The organism is Pseudomonas paraveronii (assembly GCF_963681955.1).
Lineage (GTDB): Bacteria > Pseudomonadota > Gammaproteobacteria > Pseudomonadales > Pseudomonadaceae > Aquipseudomonas > Aquipseudomonas paraveronii.
Genome location: NZ_OY817130.1, coordinates 2,784,669 through 2,799,619, shown reverse-complemented (window position 1 = coordinate 2,799,619; position 14,951 = coordinate 2,784,669). Strand labels below are relative to the sequence as shown.

Here is a 14,951-nt window from a genome sequence, read left to right as displayed (position 1 = left end):
AGCGTGGCCATCACTTAGCCTGCTAAGTTTCATAGCTGTTTGATTAACAACAATAAATTGAAAGCGGCACGCCTCCTGCTCTATTCCTTACAGCGCTGTTTAGGGTCAGCGCTACGAATAAGGAATTTTGCCATGGACACACATAATCCAGGCTCACTGAGCCTCCTGCTGATTAGCTGCGTACTGAGTACCGGCGTGAGCCTTCCAGTGCTCGCGGCAGGCGATGGTGTGATCGTGATTCAACGTCAAGTCCAACCTTATGCGATAGGCCGGACACGCGGCACCGACCCTTACCCCACCACGGTCAATACCAATCCCTCGGCGACCATCAACAGCGAAGTCAGCGACAACGACTTCGCCGGTGTGAGCAGTGGCGTCAGCATCACTCGCAGCATCATGCCCAATGGCGAGCTGGCCGGTTTGACCAACACCAATAGCCTTGGCCTGGGCGCTGGCAGCGCAGCCGGCCATGGCGGCGGCGGTGTCGCCGGCACGGTCAACAGCGCGGTATCCAGCGGCCTCGCCCCGCTGAACAATATCGGCGGCATGATCGGGGGAGCGATGAAATGAACGCCTCCTGGATGCTCCTCGCCGTACTCAGCTGCACGGCGGCAATGGCCGACAGCAGTAATAACGCAACGATCGATAACTCGGCCAAGCAATACAACGGCGTCGTGACGCTCAACCAGGCCGCAGGCGACCAGCAACAACTGAGCAACAACGTCGCGATCGCGGTGGGCCACAACGCCCAGGCGAACATCGCCATCACGCAAAAAATCAGCGGCGCTGCCGCAGACCGCGCCATGGATGCCACAGCGGCGATCCACGGCACCTCCTTCAGCAATGGCAACGGTGTACTGAGTGTCAACCAGTCAGCCGGGGCCCAGAACCAGATGATCAATGCCGTGCGAATCAGCATCAACGCTGGCCCGCAGAGCATCGACGACAGTGTCATGTCGCAACAGAACGTTGCGCTTGCAACAGACTCCGGGTTGAACCCTACCACTGGCAGCCGCCAGGTCGTTACCAGCGACCAGGCCTTCACCGGCAGCCGTGGAGTGGTACAGGTCAACCAGAGCGCCGGGGTGGGGAACCGAGTGGCTAACACCCTGAATCTACGACTCAACTGATGGAGCTGAGTCGCCAGCTACACCGTACCAACACTTAACCAACTAAATAGAAGCAAGGAGATACACCATGAAACCTACAATGGCTCTTAAACCACTGGCTTTCGCTCTCGCTGCTCTCATGGCTGTTGCTGCTCAAGCGGGTCAGACTCATCATCATCCACAACCACCAACCGTCGCTGCCGCGGCCGCCAATGACGGTCAAAGCAACCATGGCAACGTGGTGATCAATGACAAAACCCAAAACAACGCGTCGGCCAACAGCTCCTACAACCACAGCAGCGGCGTAGCCAACGGCAACGTTCTCAGCGGTGACAACAACCAAGGCAAAAACGACGTAGTCGTTCAGTCTGCCGATGCTGATTTCGTGTTCGCCGCCGTGAACTCCGCACAATCGAACACCGGTAACCTGGTGATCAACAGCGGCACCAAAAACAATGCCTCTCTCAACGATAGCGGTAACAACGCTTCGGGCATCATTCAGTTGAACGCCGCCGCGGGCACTTCCAACCAAGCCAGCAACAGCACTGTCGTTCAGTCGAACAAAGACGGTTCTGGCGGCCTCGCAACCGTCAATGGCGTGCAGGAAGTATCCAGCAACCTGACGCTCAACATCAGCAGCGGCCACAGCTGGAGCGCCAAACCCGTTGTCAACAACGCCAGCGTGAACAACTCGATGAACTACAGCTCTGGGGTGTCGAACTCCAACGTTCTGTCGGGCAGCAACAACCAAGGTCAGAACAACGTAGTGGTCCAATCCACCACTCGCTTCTGATCCAGATCGGGCCTTGGCAACAAGGCCCTTTTTATTTCCAGTGTCCAACAGGTCATACGATCATGCGCCTCGTTGCCTTCTGCCTGCTGTTAGCACTCACCGGCCCGACCTGGGCAGGGCAAATGGCCGTGGTCATGCCCGGCGGTGGGTTGATCTACAAAAAGGTCGAGAGCATCCGCGAGCGCAAGTTCGCCAACCTGGTGGAACAGAAAACCGATTTCAGCTGCGGGGCCGCCGCACTGGCGACCATCCTGCGCCAAGCCTATTGGATGGACGTGGATGAAGATCACGTCATCAAAGGCATGCTGGCCAACGCCGACCAGGATCTGGTGCGTACCCAGGGCTTTTCCATGCTCGACATGAAGCGCTACCTGGAAAGCATCCACATGCGCGCCAGGGGCTACCGGATCACTCCGGAAGTGCTGATCACGGTCAAAGTGCCGGTCGTCGTGCTGCTCGATATTCGCGGCTACAAGCACTTCGTGGTGTTGCAGCGCGCCGACAAAGACTGGGTGTATATCGGCGATCCCGTGCTGGGTCACAAGCGTTATGCCAAGGACGATTTCATCAAGGGCTGGAACGGCATCGTATTCGCCGTACTGGGTGAAGGCTACGACAAGGCCAACGTCTTGCTCGACCCACCCACGCCACTGACTGCCAAGAACAAGCTGAACGAGTTCAGCCCGGTGCGCGACAGCGAATTGATGGACTTCGGTTTTATCCAGAGCGACTTCTTCTAGATAGAAGCGCAATAAGGGGTAGGAAGCTCCAGGAGCAAACGATGAATACTCTCCGTTGGCTGACAGTCATGTGCCTGGCAGCCTCAGCACCTGTTTATGCTTCATCGGCGTTCAAGCCGATTGAACTCAAGGATTCGGAAATGGCCGAGTTGCGCGGCCGCTATGTGATGCCGGGGCGGATTGTCAGCTTTGGCATTGTGATGAGCAGTACCTGGACTAACGCCGCCGGTGCCACCGTGACCGGCACTGCCAACATGCAAGTCAACTCCACCACCATCACGCCGCAATTTTACGTGCAGATTACCGGCAGCGATGGCAACGGCACGACCCAGCAGCCTACCGGCACCGGCACCGTCGTCGGCGGCTCCGGCCTCGGCACCGGCCAGGGCGTGGTTCAAAGCGTGCGCGCGGCGGGTGATGGCAACACAGCCACCAACGGCGTTGACATCAACGTCACCAAAGACGGCTTGACTCCGGCCAACTATGTGCAGTCAGGCCAGGCGTTACTGGCCGGCCAGCCGATTACCGGCAGCACTGCCGCTGGCCAGGTCACAGTGAGCGCCAAGAACGGCGGCCTGCAGATGGCGCTGCTGGCCAGCAACAATCAAGGCAACGTCGTGCAGCAAATTGGCGGCGGCAACGTCCTGCAAGGCACGGTCATCCAAGGGAACAGCAACTTCGTGAACAATCTGACCCAACTCAATGTAGTGATGGGAAACAGTGGTCTGAACAATATCACGCAAAATCTTAACCTAGATCAACTCAAAGGCCTTCGCCCTTCCGGTTATTGAACTACGCTGAGCCACGACACTTACGCATTAGGAATGGGACGGCTTATTTCATGCATCGATCGTTATCGTTACGTGCCGTGATTTGTTTGAGTACGCTCCTGCCGGCGTCCGCGCTATATGCCGCACCGGACACCGATATTGAAACCTTGAAACAGGAACTTCTGGAGCTCAAGCAACGTTATGAAGTGCAGCAAAAAGCACTGGCAGTATTGGAGCAACGCGTTCGACAAGTAGAAGACCAACCCGCAACACCCGCGCCTAGACGCTTGGTCAAGTCGCCTGCCGACTTGAGAAAAGGCGGCACCACCGTGGCCGGCAACGCGCCTGGGGTGGGCGCGGCGGCGGCATCGGGCGGCGCCGGCGGTGGCAGCTCCTATGGGCAAAGCCTGAAGGATGACTCGGCGCCGGCACAAAGCGTGAGCAACTTGTACAACGAGGCCAGTGGCTTCTTCGGCAATGGCAAGTTCAGCTTTGAAACCGGCGTCACCTATGCCCGCTATGACGCACGCCAGTTATCCCTTAACGGCTTTCTGGCACTGGACTCGATCTTCCTCGGTAATATCAACCTGGACCGAATCAAGTCCGACAGTTGGACCCTGGACCTGACCGGGCGCTACAACGTGGACAACCGCTGGCAGTTCGATGTGAACGTGCCGGTGGTGTATCGCGAGTCGACGTACCAGTCCGGCGGTGCCGGCGGCAGCGCCAACACCACATCGGAAGGCTCGGTTACCCGAGACCCAACCATCGGCGATGTGAACTTCGGCATTGCGTATAAATTTCTCGACGAAAGCGCCAGCCTGCCGGATGCGGTGGTGTCGTTTCGGGTCAAGGCGCCTACCGGCAAAGATCCTTATGGCATCAAGCTGATCGAATCGCCGACCAACACCAACCTCGCCGTGCCGGAAACCCTGCCGACCGGTAACGGCGTGTGGTCGGTGACGCCGGGTATCTCCCTGGTCAAGACCTTCGACCCGGCGGTGCTGTTCGGTTCGCTGTCCTACACCCATAACTTCGAGGATTCGTTCAGCGACATCAGCCCCAACGTCAACCAGAAAATCCCCGGCAAGGTCAGTCTGGGCGACAGCTTCCAGTTAGGGGTCGGTGTCGCCTTCGCCCTCAACGAGAAAATGAGTATGTCGTTCTCGGTGTCCGACCTCGTGCAACGCAAGAGCAAGGTCAAGCAAAGCGGCGCGGATTGGCAATCGGTGGTCTCCAGCGACGCCAACGCCGGCTATTTCAACGTGGGCATGACCATCGCGGCGTCGGATAACCTGACGATCGTGCCGAACCTGGCCATTGGCATGACGGATGATGCGCCGGACTTCACCTTCAGCCTGAAATTCCCGTACTACTTCTAAACCGCGCACAAGGAAAAGCCCCGCAACGATAAGGGTCGTTGCGGGGCTTTTCGGTTTACCCGCCCTAGCGGATCTGGTGTTTGTGCAACAACCGGTAGAACGTCGGCCGGGAAATCCCCAGCACACGGGCCGCGACACTCAGGTTGTCGCTGTGCCGGTTGAGCACATCGCACAGCGCCTGGCGTTCGGCGCGGTGTTTGTAATCTTCCAGTGTAGCCATCGGCGACGAAATTGCCTGCTGACCTTGCAAACCCAGATCAACGGCTTCGATTTGCCGCCCTTCGGCCAGTACCAGGCCCCGACGCACACGGTTGGCCAGCTCACGCACATTGCCCGGCCAAGGGTGGTGCCCCATGGCCACCAGCGCGTCTTCGCTGAAACTGCGCGGACGGCGCCCGGTTTCCTGGCTGTAGAAGCGCGCAAAGTGGTTGGCCAGCATGGCAACGTCGCCGTGGCGCTCGCGCAACGGCGCAGTGACCACTTGCAGTACATTCAAACGGTAATACAAGTCTTCACGAAACGTACCCTTTGCCACGGCGGCTTCCAGGTCGACGTGAGTCGCCGCCAGCACCCGCACATCCACCGGGATGGGCTGGCTGCCGCCGACACGCTCGATCTGTTTTTCCTGGAGGAATCGCAGCAGGTTGGCCTGCAGCTCCATCGGCAAATCGCCGATCTCATCAAGAAACAATGTGCCGCCATTGGCCGCCTCGATCCGCCCGACCTTACGCTGATGGGCGCCAGTAAATGCGCCCTTTTCGTGGCCAAACAGTTCGGATTGGATCAGGTGTTCGGGGATCGCGCCGCAGTTGATCGCAACAAACGGTTTGGCATGGCGCTGGGATTGGCGGTGCAGGGTTTTGGCCACCAGCTCTTTGCCAGTGCCGCTGTCGCCGCGGATCAGCACCGGGGACTCGGTGGGCGCCAGCTTGGATAACAACTTGCGCAGCTCGCGGATCGGTCGGCTGTCGCCCAGCAGCTCATGTTCGGGCTCGTCCACCGCGGTATAGCCCTTGCCCCGCAGCCTTGCCATGCCAAAGGCGCGGCCAAGGGTGACCTGCACCCGGGACACATCAAACGGCAAGGTATGGAAGTCAAAAAACCATTCGCAGACAAAATCCCCGACGTTCTGCAGCCGCAACACATCCTGGGTGAGCACCGCGATCCACTCAGTGCCGCTGCGGCTGATCAGCTCCTTGACGGCTTCGGGCCGCTCCAGGTGGTACGGCTGCAAACGCAGCAACCCCACATCGCAGGATCGATCACCCACGGCCGCCAACGTACAGCTGTCCACTTCCCATCCCGCCGCACGTAAGCCTGGCATCAGCTCATGGCAATCATCACAGGGGTCGACCACGAGCAAGCGGCGTTGCGCAGGTGTACCAATCATGACTATTCCTTGGCGCCAGAATTGCTAAAGTTATTTATAAACAACGATTTGCGATGTTTGTAAGTTACAGTATCAAAATCTTGACAGTTGCCTTGTATCGTTTTGCTATATGTCTTGGCAAAAAGCCACTCCACCGTCACTTCCCACAAAAAAAGCCGTTCCCGCTGAGTACCGTATTCGGCTTTCAAAACAGCCGCTTACATGATGCTAATCACGGAAAGTTGAAATTTGTTGCTCTAACATGTGACCCGTACCCCGTCATCGCGCATCAGTACAAGTAACTTGCCGCACGGTCAGCCCAACCGACGGCACTCACTTGATTGGGCATTTAGAGAGAAGACCTACATGAACGCCCCGCTCCGCATCAACGAAGCTCTTTTGATCGCAGACCGTGCTTTCCGGCCCTTCCAGTGCGTGGCCTGGCATGATGGCAACGGTGCCCTCAGCCTGAGCGTCATCGACCGCACCAATACCCGTATCGGCACTAAACAGCTGTCATCGAGTACCTATACCGATCCGGCGCAACTAGAAGACTTGTTGTTGCAGGCGCGCGCCGAGCTCGATAAAGATGGCCACCAGTTGCAGTCCTGGGCCATGCCGAAGTAATTCGAAACTGCAACTGGCGAGCACTGCGTTGTAAACGGCAGGGCTCGCCAGTTCAGTATTAAAACGCCGATGCTCTAACTTGGCGTATCGAACACGGTGTGTGGCACTTTGAGAATAAACCGCTCGATCGCTTGCGCCGCACCGTCCTCGAGATTGCTGCCGGTGACGACATCGGCTTGGCGCTTGACGGTTTCTTCAGCCTGGCCCATGGCAATCGACAACCCGGCCACATGAAACATCGCCGGGTCGTTGCCACCATCGCCGATGACCGCCGTCTGTGCCAACGGCACCCCGAGGTGCGCGGCCAAGGTTTTCAAGGCCTCGCCTTTGTTGGCCTTCATGGCGGTTACATCCAGGTAGATCGGTTGCGAACGCGACACTTGGGCCAAGCCCTGCACCTTGGGCTGCAATTGCGCTTCCAGCTCCACCAGCAATTGCGTGTTGCGACTGGCGGCGACGATCTTGTCGACCCGATCCAGGTAAGGTTCGAAACTCTCCACCACCAACGGCCCATACCCCAGGCCAGCGGTTTCAACCGCGACCATCGGCCCAGGCGGATCGCGCCGCAGCCATTCGCCGTCGGCAAACAGCCAGACCTCCACGTCCGGCTCCCCGGAAAACAGCGCCAATGTCACCAGCGCCGCCTCTGCCGGCAGGCGGTGCGCCACCAGCACAGTTCCGTCAGGGTTGACCAGCGTGCCGCCATTGAAGCCCGCCACCGGCACCTCGATGCCAAACGCTTGGATCATCTGCAACATGGCCTTGGGCGGACGCCCGCTGGCAAGGCTGAACAACACGCCCGCTTCACGCAAAGCGCGAACCGTTGAAAGGGTGCGCTGGGTCGGGGTGTGATCCGGACGCAATAAAGTGCCGTCCATATCACTCAATACAAACCGGATGGGATGATTCGTTGCATCACTCATCCGAGCGAGTGCCAGGCGCGGCCATCGCGGGCCAGCAACGCATCGGCCGCTGCAGGGCCATCTTCACCGGCCTTGTAGGCCTGAATCCCGTCGTCTTCCTTCCACGCATCGAGAAACGGCTGCACCGCACGCCAGCCGTTTTCGATGTTGTCGGCGCGCTGGAACAGGGTCTGATCGCCGGTCATGCAGTCGTAGATCAAGGTTTCGTAACCCGTCGACGGCTGCATTTCGAAGAAGTCTTCGTAGGCAAACCCCAACTCAATGTTAGCCATGTCCAAGGTCGGCCCTGGCCTTTTCGCCAGCAGGTCGAACCACATGCCTTCGTTGGGCTGGATCTGGATCTTAAGGAAAGTGGGTTTGAGTTCACTCACCTCGGTGTCGCGGAACTGCGCATAGGGCGCGGGTTTGAAGCAGATCACGATCTCGGTATCGCGAATGCTCATGCGCTTGCCGGTGCGCAGGTAGAACGGCACGCCTACCCAGCGCCAGTTGTCGATCATCACTTTCAGGGCGACGAACGTCTCAGTGCTGCTGTCGGGCGCGACATTGGCTTCTTCACGGTAGCCGGGCACCTGCTTGCCGCCAATCTCACCGGCAGCGTACTGCCCACGCACCGAATTAGCCCGCGCATCCGCTGCGGACCAGGGACGCACGGCACCGATCACCTTGGCCTTTTCACCCCGCACTGCGTCGGCGCCAAACGCCGCCGGCGGCTCCATGGCGACCATCGCCAGCAGTTGAAACAGGTGGTTTGGCACCATGTCGCGCAGAGTCCCGGTTTTTTCGAAGAAATTACCCCGGGTTTCCACGCCGACGGTTTCGGCGGCGGTGATTTGTACGTGGTCGATGTAATGGTTGTTCCAGAACGCTTCGAACAACACGTTGGAGAAACGGCTGATCAGGATGTTCTGTACCGTTTCCTTGCCCAGATAGTGGTCGATGCGATAGATCTGCTTCTCGCTCATCACCTTGAGCAAACAGGCGTTCAACGCTTCGGCGGTGGCCAGATCGGAACCGAACGGCTTTTCGATCACCACGCGGCGGAAGTGATCGTCGGTTTCCGTCAACAGACCGGCACTGCCCAGGCGCTGCACCACTTCACCGAAGAAGCGCGGCGCGGTGGCCAGGTAGAACACCGCATTGCCGGTGCCGCTGTCGGTGATTTTCTTGGCGATGTCGGCGTAGGTGCCGTCGTCGAGGAAATCACCCTCGACGTAGCTGATACCGTTGGCCAACTGCGCCCACAGCTGTGGGTCCAGTGCGTTGCCGGCATTGCCCTTGACCTTGCTCGCGGCTTCGGTGCGAATGAAGTCCTCGAGTTTCTTGGCAAAGTCGGCATCGCTGATAGCGTTGTGATCAACGCCGACAATGCGCAGGCCATTGCCCAGCAGCCCGTCACGACTCAGGTTGTACAACGCCGGCATGAGCAGGCGTTTGACCAGGTCGCCATGGGCGCCAAACAGAAACAGCGTAGTGGGGGGCGCGGGTTCGGCCTTGGATTTCTTGCCGTTGGCGGTCATTTTTTGGAAGTCTCTACGTGACCACCGAAGCCAAAGCGCATGGCAGACAACATCTTGTCACCGTAGGTGCTCTGCTGGCGCGAGCGGAAACGCGCAAACAAAGACGTGGACAACACCGGCACCGGCACGGCTTGTTCCATGGCCGCTTCGATGGTCCAGCGGCCTTCACCGCTGTCGGCAACCGAGCCGGAGTAGCCGTCGAGTTTAGGGTCGGTGGCCAAGGCGTCGGCGGTCAGGTCCAGCAGCCAGGATGACACCACGCTGCCACGGCGCCAGACTTCGGCGATATCGGCAACATTCAGGTCAAAGCGCTGGTCTTCTGCCAGGTTTTCCGAGTTTTTGGTCTTGAGGATGTCAAAACCTTCGGCAAACGCCTGCATCATCCCGTACTCGATGCCGTTGTGAATCATCTTCACGAAGTGCCCCGAACCCGCAGGGCCAGCATGAATATAACCGTGCTCGGCGCGGGGGTCAGCGACGGCGGAGCGGTCCTTGGTGCGTGGGATGGAACCCAGGCCCGGCGCCAGGCTGGCGAAGATCGGGTCAAGGCGCTGCACGGTCTCGGTGTCGCCACCGATCATCATGCAGTAGCCACGCTCCAGGCCCCATACGCCACCCGAGGTGCCGACGTCGACATAGTGCAGGCCTTTTTCCGACAGGGCCTTGGCGCGACGCACGTCGTCCTTGTAGTTGGTGTTGCCGCCGTCGATGATCACGTCACCATCGTCCAACAGCTCGCTCAACTCATTGATAGTGTTTTCGGTGGGGTCGCCTGCCGGCAGCATCACCCACACGGCGCGAGGCTTTTGCAGCCCGGCAACCAGCGCCTTCAAATCGGCGACGCCGGTGGCGCCCTCTTCGCTCAGGCCTTTGACAAATGCTTCGTTACGGTCGTAAACAACGGTGGTATGCCCGTTGAGCATCAGGCGCCGTGCAATATTACCGCCCATGCGGCCTAGTCCAATAATCCCCAGTTGCATGTGCTGATGCTCCTAACTACTAAAAAATGTGTGGCATAGTTTATAGCGCAACGAGGCTAATGAGGGTTAGTCCAGAGCGGATCGGTGTAGTTTCATGACAAAAAAGTAGCCAGCATTTCACCATCACCCCCGCAAAAGTCACACGACCACTAAAAATATAAAAGTTCCATTGATACTGAAAAGAATTCAGAATTGCTTCCGACTGATGCCGAGAATCTTGAATCATGCGTTCTGGCACCGCGATCTACCGGCTATTTGCGAGGTAAGCAATGAGCACAGCACAGATGACCCGCCCGCCACAGACCCTCTACGTCAGCATCCGTCGTGACGAGTTACGCCAATTGAAGGCCGAACGCGACCAACTGCAACAGGAAGTCTTGCGCCTGCGCTCACACCTGCAAGGCCAGTTGGATCAGCCTTCCAGCCCACAGCCCGCCCTCTGCTGAGTGACGTTGTAAGGTAATCCTTACAAAAAACTCACGAATTTTTCACATTCCCGTCACGATACTCCCGCCCGAAGGGCCGCCTCACACAAGGGCGGCCTCTGTTGCGTGCGTCCCTGCGCATCAGCTGAAAAATTATCGGGTTGGAGCGCTGGATGGCGATGTTCAAACGCAGCACTACGTCTGCGAAAGGTTTTGATTGGGCCGGCTTGGGTTGGCTGTTCCTGTTTTTCTGGTACTTCTCGGGTATTACCCAACTGCTGATTCAACTGACCGGCACTTCCGGTTTCAGTGGCTTTCGCCAAGCCTTCTTCATGAGCGCGCTGTGGTTGGCGCCTATGTTGCTGTTCGCGCGCCATACACGCCTGCTCGCCGCAGTGATTGGTGTGGTGCTGTGGGCTTGCTCCATGGCCAGCCTGGGTTATTTCTTCATCTATCAGCAGGAATTCTCCCAGAGCGTCATCTTCATCATGTTCGAGTCGAACATTTCTGAAGCGGGCGAATACGCCACGCAATATTTCGCCTGGTGGATCGTGCTGGCGTTCATTGCGCACACCGCCTTCGCCATCTTCCTGTGGACGCGCTTGCGCCCGGTTTACCTGCCTCGCGGTCAGTCGATACTGGCCGCGGTAGCCATTGTGCTGGCCGTCGTCGGCTACCCGCTGGTCAAGCAGATCGCCACGAGCGAAACCATGGAGCTGGCCATCGACCGCTTCGAAACCCGCATCGAGCCAGCTGTACCGTGGCAGATGATCGTCGCCTACCGCCGCTACACCGAGCAACTGGACAACATGCAAGGCATGCTGACCAGCGCCAGCCAGATCCCGCCGTTGAAAAACCTCAAGGACAGCATGGCCGGCCAGCCTTCGACCCTGGTGCTGGTGATCGGCGAGTCCACCAACCGTCAGCGCATGAGCCTCTATGGCTACCCGCGCAGTACCACGCCGGAACTGGACAAATTGCGTGACCAGTTGGCGGTGTTCGACAACGTCATTACCCCTCGCCCCTACACGATTGAAGCGCTGCAACAGGTACTGACCTTCGCCGACGAAGAGAACCCGGACCTCTACCTCAAGACGCCGTCGATTGTCAGCGTGATGAAACAGGCCGGTTACAAGACCTTCTGGATCACCAACCAGCAGACCATGACCAAGCGCAACACCATGCTCACGACCTTTTCCGAACAGGCCGACGAGCAGGTCTACCTGAACAACAACCGCAACCAGAACGCCCGCCAATACGACGGCGACGTGCTGGCGCCCTTCGCCAAGGCCCTGGCCGACACCGCCGAGCGCAAGCTCATCGTGGTCCACCTGCTGGGCACGCACATGAGCTACCAGTACCGCTATCCGCCAACCTTCGAGAAGTTCACCGATCGCCAGGGCGTTCCGGACGCTATCAGCGATGCTCAATTGCCGATCTACAACAGCTACGACAACGCGGTGCTGTACAACGACTTCGTGGTATCGAGCCTGATCAAGGACTACGCCAAGACCGACCCCAACGGTTTCCTGCTGTACCTGTCGGACCACGGTGAAGACGTGTTCGACTCCGCAGGCCACAGCACCCTGGGCCGTAACGAAGGCAAGCCGACAGCGCCGATGTACACCATCCCATTCATGGCCTACGCCTCACCGAAATGGCGCGAAAGCCACGACTGGAAATTTGCCGGCGACCTGCAACGGCCCTACAGCAGCTCGCAGCTGATCCACACCTGGGCTGACTTGGCCGGCCTGAGTTTCGATGAGCTGGACCACAGCAAAAGCCTGGTCAGCGACAGCTTCAAACCGCGCCCGTTGTTGATCGGCAACCCCTACGAGCGCCAGCAGAAAGCCCTGATCGACTTCAGCCTGATCAAACCGAAGACGGCCGACACTCCCAACGTGGTGCTCAAGTAAACAGGCTTCACAATAGAAAGTTAACAATCGTTCTCGTTTAAACCTAAAGTTCCGCGCCTCCTTTCGTCTTTGAGCCAAGGCCTTCTCTTACTGAGAAGGTCGCAAAGACGACAAGGAGTCTTCCGCGATGTTCGCGCCCTTTACCCGCTCCATGACCTTTACCCTCAGCCTGTTCAGCCTGGCGCTGAGCCCGGACCTGCTGGCTGAAACCGACCCCGAACAGATGCCGCCCCCCACGCTGGAGCTAGGCAGCACCAACATCACCGCCGAAGGCCTGGGTGCCAATACCGAACACACCGGGGCCTACACCACCGGCGCGATGAGCACCGCTACCCGGCTGAACCTGTCGATCAAGGAAACCCCTCAATCCATTTCGGTGGTCACCCGCCAGCAGATGGACGATTTCAACCTCAATACCCTGACCGACGCCTTGCGCCAGACCACCGGCGTGACGGTTCAGCATCTGGATTCGGACCGGGCCAGTTATTCCTCCAGGGGTTATTCGATCAATAACTTCCAGGTGGATGGCATGCTCAATACGTTCGGGCGCATGAAGTCCGACTCGGACACCATCATCTACGACCGTATCGAAGTAGTACGCGGCGCCACCGGGCTAACGACCGGTGCCGGCGATCCCTCCGCCACCGTCAACATGGTCCGCAAACGCCCGACCACGCAGTGGCAAGCCAAGACCGGCGTCAGCGGCTCCAGCCATGACAACTACTACAGCTACCTGGACGTGGGCGGCCCACTGGCCTTTGACGGACGCCTGCGCGGGCGCACGGTGATGGCTTACCGTGACAGCCAATCCTTTCGCGACAACTACGCGCTGCAACGGGAAGTGGGCTACGGCATTCTGGAAGCCGACCTGACGGACGACACCGTGGTAGCCGTAGGCTTCGACTACCAGAACAAACACGTACAAGGCACTTCCTGGGGCACCCTGCCCTACTGGAACAGCGACGGTAGCAAGGCCACTCTCTCGCGCTCGGCCAACCTCGCCGCCGACTGGAGTTCCTGGCCACTGAAGGACAAGACCACCTTCGCCTCCATCGACCACAACCTGTCGACGGACTGGCGCCTGAAAGCCGCCTACACCCATCGGCAAAGCGATACCGACGGCAAGGTATATTACGGCGGCGCCGGTTTTCCGAATGCAGATGGCAGCGGCATGACGGCCTGGACCAACCAGATGGTCGGCACCTCGAAAATGGATGCGGTGGACTTTAACCTGGCGGGTGCCTATTCGCTGTTGGGGCGCGAACATGAGTTGATGGTGGGTTATGGCGAATCCGAGCAGCGCGACACGTCCCCCTTCCAACGTTTTGTAACGCCCCAAGGCTACGAAACCATCGAAGACTGGAAGCACATGGGCGGCATCAGCAAATTCGCCGACCGCACCACCGGCCTCAAGGGTGAACACAGCAGCAAAAAACAGAAGGCCGGCTACCTCGCCACACGTTTGAGCCTGACCGAAAAGTGGCACGCAGTACTGGGCAGCCGATATGGCAGTTGGGAAACCGAAAGCGTCTCTCCCAAATACAACCTCGATAACCAGTTGACCGCCTCAACCAAATCCAGCCAGACCCACACGGATATGTGGACACCTTACGCAGGCCTGCTCTACGACCTGACGCCGGAATACACGGTGTACGCCAGCTACACCGATATCTTCAACCCGCAGGACGAGCGGGACGCCAGCAAAAAATATCTCGAACCGGTGGTCGGCAGTAACTATGAAATCGGCCTCAAGGGCAGCCTGCTCAATGAGCGTTTGAACCTGTCCACCGCGTATTTCTGGAGCACCCAGGATAACGTCGCAGAACTCGACAATGCGGCCCCGCCAGACCCGGTCACCCGCGAGCAGTTCTACAAATCCGGCGGCAAAGGCAACAAGGTGCAAGGCTTTGAAGTGGAGGTATCGGGCGAAATCATGCCGGACTGGAACCTCACGGCGGGCTACACCTACACCCATTCGCTCAACGGCGATAAGCAGCGCAACAACACCGACCAGCCGATGAACATGCTGAAGATGTCGACCGCCTATCGCCTGCCAGGTGCATGGCGCGGGTTGACGGTGGGCGGCGCAGTCAATTGGCAGAGCGACTTCTACGACTTCGCCGAGCGGCCGATCGGCGGTCGGGACCAGGATGGCTACCTGCTCACCGAATCCACCAAGATCAGCCAGCAGGCCTACACCGTGGTCAACCTGATGTCGCGTTACTCGTTCGACGAACATGTTTCGGCGTCGGTTAACGTCAACAACCTGTTCGATAAAAAATATTATGAACGCGTCGGCTTTTATAACGGTGTGTACTGGGGAGACCCTCGTTCGATCACCTTGGCACTGGACTGGAAACTCTAACCACCCGGCTCTCAAAGTTTGCGAGAGGGCTA

14 protein-coding genes are annotated in these 14,951 nt (G+C 58.6%); 10 read left to right on the top strand and 4 right to left on the bottom strand.

Annotated features, from left to right (window positions below; all coding sequences use genetic code 11):
• Positions 1–132 precede the first annotated feature (132 nt).
• The 6 genes from U5A08_RS12750 to U5A08_RS12725 all read left to right on the top strand — a co-directional run bounded on the left by U5A08_RS12750 (position 133) and on the right by U5A08_RS12725 (position 4,794).
• Positions 133–570: a fibril amyloid chaperone protein FapA gene (locus tag U5A08_RS12750; RefSeq protein WP_253395297.1), complete on the top strand. Its 438-nt coding sequence runs from the start codon at positions 133–135 to the stop codon at positions 568–570.
• Positions 567–1,130 carry a fibril amyloid subunit FapB gene (locus U5A08_RS12745; protein WP_253395295.1) on the top strand — a complete coding sequence of 188 codons (564 nt, stop codon included), beginning with the start codon at positions 567–569 and terminating at the stop codon, positions 1,128–1,130. The genes U5A08_RS12750 and U5A08_RS12745 overlap by 4 nt, the downstream gene beginning before the upstream one ends.
• Before the next feature lie 67 nt (positions 1,131–1,197).
• Complete coding sequence (locus tag U5A08_RS12740) at positions 1,198–1,902, top strand: amyloid-like fimbrin subunit FapC (protein WP_108526584.1); 705 nt, start codon at positions 1,198–1,200, stop codon at positions 1,900–1,902.
• A 62-nt stretch (positions 1,903–1,964) separates the two neighbouring features.
• Entirely contained in the window at positions 1,965–2,642 is a 678-nt protein-coding gene (locus tag U5A08_RS12735; protein ID WP_253395293.1) for a fibril amyloid maturation endopeptidase FapD, read from the top strand.
• Positions 2,643–2,683: 41 nt separating this feature from the next.
• Positions 2,684–3,433 (top strand): fibril amyloid subunit FapE, encoded by a 750-nt coding sequence (locus U5A08_RS12730; protein WP_253395291.1) that lies wholly within the window; start codon positions 2,684–2,686, stop codon positions 3,431–3,433.
• A gap of 50 nt (positions 3,434–3,483) precedes the next feature.
• Complete coding sequence (locus U5A08_RS12725; RefSeq protein ID WP_253395290.1) at positions 3,484–4,794, top strand: fibril amyloid transporter FapF; 1,311 nt, start codon at positions 3,484–3,486, stop codon at positions 4,792–4,794.
• 64 nt (positions 4,795–4,858) lie between these two features.
• Here the strand turns inward: U5A08_RS12725 and U5A08_RS12720 are convergent, their stop codons facing one another.
• On the bottom strand, positions 4,859–6,184 hold the full coding sequence (locus U5A08_RS12720) for a sigma-54 dependent transcriptional regulator (protein WP_253395288.1): 1,326 nt from the start codon (positions 6,182–6,184) through the stop codon (positions 4,859–4,861).
• Between the two features lie 345 nt (positions 6,185–6,529).
• Here U5A08_RS12720 and U5A08_RS12715 point away from each other — a divergent pair, with 345 nt between their 5' ends.
• Entirely contained in the window at positions 6,530–6,790 is a 261-nt protein-coding gene (locus U5A08_RS12715) for a hypothetical protein (RefSeq protein WP_253395286.1), read from the top strand.
• A gap of 74 nt (positions 6,791–6,864) precedes the next feature.
• Here the strand turns inward: U5A08_RS12715 and U5A08_RS12710 are convergent, their stop codons facing one another.
• Genes U5A08_RS12710 through gnd form a run of 3 tightly spaced genes read right to left on the bottom strand, consistent with a single transcriptional unit; the run spans position 6,865 to position 10,213 of the window.
• Entirely contained in the window at positions 6,865–7,713 is an 849-nt protein-coding gene (locus tag U5A08_RS12710) for an HAD family hydrolase (protein WP_321851789.1), read from the bottom strand.
• Complete coding sequence (gene zwf, locus U5A08_RS12705; protein ID WP_321851788.1) at positions 7,710–9,233, bottom strand: glucose-6-phosphate dehydrogenase; 1,524 nt, start codon at positions 9,231–9,233, stop codon at positions 7,710–7,712. Before zwf ends, U5A08_RS12710 begins: the two co-directional genes overlap by 4 nt.
• Complete coding sequence (gene gnd, locus U5A08_RS12700) at positions 9,230–10,213, bottom strand: phosphogluconate dehydrogenase (NAD(+)-dependent, decarboxylating) (protein ID WP_253395282.1); 984 nt, start codon at positions 10,211–10,213, stop codon at positions 9,230–9,232. The genes zwf and gnd overlap by 4 nt, the downstream gene beginning before the upstream one ends.
• Before the next feature lie 269 nt (positions 10,214–10,482).
• On the opposite strand from gnd, the gene U5A08_RS12695 reads away from it, so the two are divergent.
• The 3 genes from U5A08_RS12695 to U5A08_RS12685 all read left to right on the top strand — a co-directional run bounded on the left by U5A08_RS12695 (position 10,483) and on the right by U5A08_RS12685 (position 14,919).
• The gene (locus tag U5A08_RS12695; protein WP_282598482.1) at positions 10,483–10,659 is read left to right on the top strand and encodes a DUF6026 family protein; all 177 of its coding nucleotides are present in this window, start codon (positions 10,483–10,485) and stop codon (positions 10,657–10,659) included.
• 152 nt (positions 10,660–10,811) lie between these two features.
• On the top strand, positions 10,812–12,554 hold the full coding sequence (locus tag U5A08_RS12690; protein ID WP_321851786.1) for a phosphoethanolamine transferase CptA: 1,743 nt from the start codon (positions 10,812–10,814) through the stop codon (positions 12,552–12,554).
• A gap of 127 nt (positions 12,555–12,681) precedes the next feature.
• Positions 12,682–14,919, top strand: coding sequence for a TonB-dependent siderophore receptor (locus U5A08_RS12685; RefSeq protein WP_321851784.1), 2,238 nt, complete (start codon positions 12,682–12,684; stop codon positions 14,917–14,919).
• Positions 14,920–14,951 lie beyond the last annotated feature (32 nt).